Origin of the sequence: Herbaspirillum sp. UBA812 (assembly GCF_002296545.1) — a bacterium.
Taxonomy (GTDB): domain Bacteria; phylum Pseudomonadota; class Gammaproteobacteria; order Burkholderiales; family Burkholderiaceae_D; genus Herbaspirillum; species Herbaspirillum huttiense.
The window spans coordinates 5,044-9,362 of sequence record NZ_DBIC01000175.1 but is presented as its reverse complement, the minus strand read 5'-3'; the positions used below and the strand labels follow the sequence as shown (position 1 = coordinate 9,362).

Sequence of the window (4,319 nt, the reverse complement as noted above, 5' to 3'; positions counted from 1 at the left end):
CCGGCCACGCTGCCGCCGTGACGTTTGTCCAGCATGGGATAGTGGCGGGTGCCGATATGGCGGGCGATGGCCGGGATGGTGAACAGGCCCACGAATACCAGCGCGGTCAGAATCATCAGCGGCAGCAGCGTCCACATGGCCAGCAAGGGCACCAGTACCGTCTTGAGCGCACCCATGCCAAACCAGGCCAGCATGCCGCCGATCTCGCCGAACATGCCGTGCGAGACGAAGTAGCCCTGCAGCCAGTCGATGATGGGTTGCAGCCCCAGCCACAGGCAAACCGCCCACAAGCCCAGCGACACGACGAAGGGCAGCACTGTCAGCCACAACATGCGGATATGCAATTGCGCCAGCAGGGCACGCCCGAAGGAAGCGATGAACAGGCGCATCAGCGGGGCTTCCTGCGGGTGAATTCGACCAGGCGTTTCAAACCCAGCCATTGCTGCGCCCAGAAGCCGCGTCCGTAGTCGCGTCCCTTGCCGGCCGGCGGCGGCAGCTGGTCGCGCACGCCGGTCATGGCGAAGCCCTGGCTGAAGTGGGCGGTGCGGAAGAGCACATCCCAGATCGGGAACAGCACCGCGAAGTTGTGTCCGCCCAGCGAATTGCGGCCCCGGCTTTCATGGCCCAGCCCGATGGCGTGATGCGTCCGGTGAAAGCGCGGCGACACCAGCAGGTATTCGCCCAGGCGGCCGAAGTGGATACGCACGTTGGCATGCTGCAGGCTTTGCAGCATGCGCGAGAGCGACACCAGCAGGATGTATTGCGAGGGCTCCACGCCGATCAGGACGGCAATCAGGCCGAAGATGATGTCGTGCACCAGGTTGTCCAGCATGTGGTTGCGGTCGTCGCTCCACAGGTTCATGTTCTGCTGGCTGTGGTGCAGGCTGTGCAGCGCCCACATCCAGCGAACGTTGTGCTGGGCCCAGTGGTAGATGTATTCACACAGGTCCAGCACCACCATGTAGAGCAGGAAGCTCACCAGCGCGCGGTCGGTCACGCCGGGCCAGACCTGGTCGAGGTTGAAGGTGCCCCAGCCTTCCAGGTGCAGGGCTTCGGAAAGATACGAAAGCGCCGGATCGAGCAGCAGGAAGGCGATGATCGGGATGATGCCCAGGCGCTGCAGCACGGTGTAGATGAAATCGTTCCAGCGGGCGCGCGGGTCGGTGATGGGATGCACCGGGATGGCAGACTCCAGCGGACGCAGGATCAGGAACAGGATCACCAGTTCACAGATCCCCACCAGGACGAATTCGGTGCCGGTAAAGGCTTCCTCGACGAATTCCCCCATGCCGATGAAGAACACCAGTGGTTGCACCAGGGTTTCGAAGAGCCAGCCCTGGACGGTGGCAAAGATGTCGGAAATGGTCTGGATCATGGATAGCGTTGATTCGGTGTGACGGTGGCGGCGGCAGCTCCCCTCCCCTGGGCCGGCGCCGGTTTGGACTGGTGTCCGGGGTCAGTGTTCCTTCCCGGCGGCAAACAGGTGGCGGTAGGACGGATGCTCGCGCAGCGTGGCAAAGCAGAACCCCTTCTGCTCCAGCCCGCTGATGAGCGGCTCCAGCACGGCTGGCGCCCACGGATCCTGGCGCGACCAGATACCCATATGGGCCAGGAAGATATCACCATCCTTGAGTCCGTCCAGCGCTTTCTTCAACAGCATCTCGTTGGGGAATTTGTCGCTGGGCAGTTCATCGCCCGAGAAACCGGCGGGGGCCCAGGCCACATGGGCATAGCCACAGGCTTCGCCGGCCTTGAGCAGGTTGTGGGTCAGTCGGCCACCGGGCGCACGCCAGAGCGGATCAAGCTTGTGGCCGGTCAGTTGCTGGAAGCGTTGATCGACACGCTTCATTTCCTCGCAATACTGGGCCGGCGTCCATTGCAGCTTCTTGCCGGCTTGCGCCCCGAACTGCGGACGTACCTCGATCTTGCCCTCGGGCAGGTCGCGCACCACGTAGACGTGGTCGAAGGTATGGGTGCCGAAGGCGTGCCCCTCGGCCACCAGCCGCTTCCACAGCGGCGCCCAGGCAGGATCGAGGGAATAGTCGCCGTGGATGGTCTTCTCGTTGGCGAGGAAGAAAGTAGCCTTGATGTGGTGGCGCTGCAGGGTCTGTTCGATGAGTTCGGCCTGGGACTGGCTGCCGGTATCGAAGGTGAGGTAGATCTTTCCCTTGCAGGCGGATGCTTCCGGCGCCGCCGGTTGCGCAACGGCCTGGCCGGCCGCCAGGATGGCGAACAGGCACAGGCCGCGCAGGGAGGGTTTCAAAGGACGCAACGTCATCGGCAGGTCCTCCACGATGCGTCCGTCATTACAGATCCGGCGCGCGGTTGTACAGGTAGATGCCGTGAGGCGAGCGGCCTACCGGAATCACCTTGGTCACCGAGCGGGTTTCCAGGTCGATCACGGCGACCTTCTTGCTCCAGCGCAGGGTGGCCCACATGGTCTTGCCATCGGCGGTCACTTCCATGCAGTCCGGGCCGCCGGGGACCTTGATGGTGCCGACATTCTCCAAAGTGGTCATATCGACCACGCTGATGGTGTTGGCCACGCGGTTGGAGACGTAGACGTAGCGCTTGTCGCCCTGGCCACGGAAGTTGTGGGCACCGATGCCGGTCTTGATCTTCTTGACCATCTTCTGGGTGCGCCAGTCGATCACTTCGACGTAGTCGCTGCCCATGATGCCGACCATCAGGTACTTGTTGTCGGGGGTCATGATGATGCCGGCCGGCAGCTTGCCGACCGGCATGGTCCACTTGACCTGCTGGGTGGCCAGGTCGATGGCGCTGATCTGGTCGCTGCCCTGCTGGGTGATGAAGGCGGTGGTGCTGGCGTTGTCGAAGGCGATGTGGCTGGGGGTCTTGGCCAACGGGATGCGCTTGGACAGCTTCAGGTCCTGGCCGTCATAGCTGTAGACATCGACCCGATCCAGACGCAGGCCGGTGGCAACGAACCACTTCTGGTCGGGCGTGAAGCCGATCTGGTAGGGATCGATGATGTCGCGCAGCTTGCGCTGCACGGCACCGGTCTTGGGATCGAGGAAGAGCAACTGGTTGCCGGTGGCGCTGGCCACGATCAAGGACTTGTTGTCCGGCGTGGCCATCAGGTGGTGCGGCTCCTTGCCCACCGAGAAGGTCGAGAGCTCCTTCTCGCCGGTTTCGTCCAGCAGCGATACCGAAGCGTCACCGGAGTTGAGCACCACGACCACGTTGGCATGGGCCGGGACGGCCACACAGGCCAGCACGGCCGAGACACAGGCGGCGCGCAGGGAAAGGGATAAAAGTTGGCTGAATCGACGCAACATGAAGAACTTTACTCAAAAATGCCTGATCTATCGTGCCAGAGCAGCCCCTGGAGCACGTCCTCGGCTCTTAACGCTCGCTGCAACGATCCCGCTGACAGCCCACTGAAGCAATATGAAAAATTTCTAGATTTTTGGTTTACACTGCCTGCCGATCCGGTCGCATGACGCCACCGGGGCGGCCTGAACACCAGTCGCAGCGCACCTGCGACGCCTGACGCACGGTCTGGCACACGCAATGTTTCCATGAAGCATTTTGCATGGTCAGCAGTCGTCAGGAATCTGGCCATGCGGCCGCCAACCCATCCCCTCACCGAAAGGAAACCGATGTCCATCATCACCACAGCTTCCGGGCTGCAATATGAAGAAATCAACGTTGGCGCTGGCGATGAAGCCAAGGCCGGCAGCCACGTCACCGTGCATTACACCGGCTGGCTGCAGAACACGGACGGCACCGCCGGCAGCAAGTTCGATTCCAGCAAGGACCGCAATGATCCGTTCGCCTTCCCGCTGGGCGCTGGCCACGTCATCAAGGGCTGGGATGAAGGCGTGCAAGGCATGAAGGTCGGCGGCACCCGCAAGCTGATCATCCCGGCAGGCCTGGGCTATGGTGCCCGTGGCGCAGGCGGCGTGATCCCCCCGAATGCCACCCTGATCTTCGAAGTCGAACTGCTGGCCGTCTGAGCCCGAGGGAGGAGAGACATGAGTACCCTGCAAGAACAGTTCGAAGCCGCGGTCGCAGAATCCAAGAGCCTGCCCGAGCGTCCCGACAACATGACCCTGCTGAAGATGTATGGCCTCTACAAGCAGGGCAGCAACGGCGACGTGCAGGGCGAGCGCCCCGGCATGACCGACTTCGTGGCCCGCGCCAAGTTCGACGCCTGGGCCGCGCTCAAGGGCAAGCCGCAAGCCGAAGCGCAGCAGGAATACATCGACATCTTCAATGAACTGAAGGGTTGATGCAGGCATGACGGTGGCATCCCCGGATGCCTGCCGCCTGCCGATGAAGAAACGGGCGCAACC

6 protein-coding genes are annotated in these 4,319 nt (G+C 62.7%); 2 read left to right on the top strand and 4 right to left on the bottom strand.

What is annotated here, in order from left to right; genetic code table 11:
• From B3873_RS11770 to B3873_RS11755, 4 genes are all read right to left on the bottom strand, one after another.
• The coding region (locus B3873_RS11770; protein WP_349676444.1) for an EI24 domain-containing protein at nt 1–389 on the bottom strand (389 nt) is incomplete at its 3' end.
• Nucleotides 389–1,375: a sterol desaturase family protein gene (locus B3873_RS11765; protein WP_209533387.1), complete on the bottom strand. Its 987-nt coding sequence runs from the start codon at nt 1,373–1,375 to the stop codon at nt 389–391. The genes B3873_RS11765 and B3873_RS11770, both read right to left, overlap by 1 nt.
• A gap of 81 nt (nt 1,376–1,456) precedes the next feature.
• On the bottom strand, nt 1,457–2,278 hold the full coding sequence (locus tag B3873_RS11760) for a polysaccharide deacetylase family protein (protein WP_134221924.1): 822 nt from the start codon (nt 2,276–2,278) through the stop codon (nt 1,457–1,459).
• Between the two features lie 28 nt (nt 2,279–2,306).
• The gene (locus B3873_RS11755) at nt 2,307–3,299 is read right to left on the bottom strand and encodes a cytochrome D1 domain-containing protein (protein WP_286866195.1); all 993 of its coding nucleotides are present in this window, start codon (nt 3,297–3,299) and stop codon (nt 2,307–2,309) included.
• A gap of 324 nt (nt 3,300–3,623) precedes the next feature.
• Here B3873_RS11755 and B3873_RS11750 point away from each other — a divergent pair, with 324 nt between their 5' ends.
• Nucleotides 3,624–3,980 carry an FKBP-type peptidyl-prolyl cis-trans isomerase gene (locus tag B3873_RS11750; RefSeq protein ID WP_039787583.1) on the top strand — a complete coding sequence of 119 codons (357 nt, stop codon included), beginning with the start codon at nt 3,624–3,626 and terminating at the stop codon, nt 3,978–3,980.
• Between the two features lie 18 nt (nt 3,981–3,998).
• A complete protein-coding gene (locus B3873_RS11745; RefSeq protein ID WP_034340818.1) occupies nt 3,999–4,256 on the top strand; it encodes an acyl-CoA-binding protein in 258 nt (85 codons plus the stop codon).
• Nucleotides 4,257–4,319: the final 63 nt, after the last annotated feature.